This is a genomic window from Pectobacterium jejuense, assembly GCF_026800125.1.
Lineage (GTDB): Bacteria > Pseudomonadota > Gammaproteobacteria > Enterobacterales > Enterobacteriaceae > Pectobacterium > Pectobacterium jejuense.
Genome location: NZ_JAPQKX010000037.1, coordinates 1 through 556, shown reverse-complemented (window position 1 = coordinate 556; position 556 = coordinate 1). Strand labels below are relative to the sequence as shown.

General features: G+C 51.8%; 1 rRNA gene. It reads right to left on the bottom strand.

The features are described 5' to 3' along the window. Positions 1-53: 53 nt before the first annotated feature. Positions 54-556, bottom strand: a 16S ribosomal RNA gene (locus NXT09_RS22340); the annotation flags it as partial.

Genomic DNA, 556 nt, shown 5'->3' with positions numbered 1-556 from the left:
TATTTTCATCAGACAATCTGTGTGAGCACTTCACGCAACACACATCTTCTTGGTAAGGAGGTGATCCAACCGCAGGTTCCCCTACGGTTACCTTGTTACGACTTCACCCCAGTCATGAATCACAAAGTGGTAAGCGCCCTCCCGAAGGTTAAGCTACCTACTTCTTTTGCAACCCACTCCCATGGTGTGACGGGCGGTGTGTACAAGGCCCGGGAACGTATTCACCGTAGCATTCTGATCTACGATTACTAGCGATTCCGACTTCATGGAGTCGAGTTGCAGACTCCAATCCGGACTACGACGTACTTTATGAGGTCCGCTTGCTCTCGCGAGGTCGCTTCTCTTTGTATACGCCATTGTAGCACGTGTGTAGCCCTACTCGTAAGGGCCATGATGACTTGACGTCATCCCCACCTTCCTCCGGTTTATCACCGGCAGTCTCCTTTGAGTTCCCGACCGAATCGCTGGCAACAAAGGATAAGGGTTGCGCTCGTTGCGGGACTTAACCCAACATTTCACAACACGAGCTGACGACAGCCATGCAGCACCTGTCTCA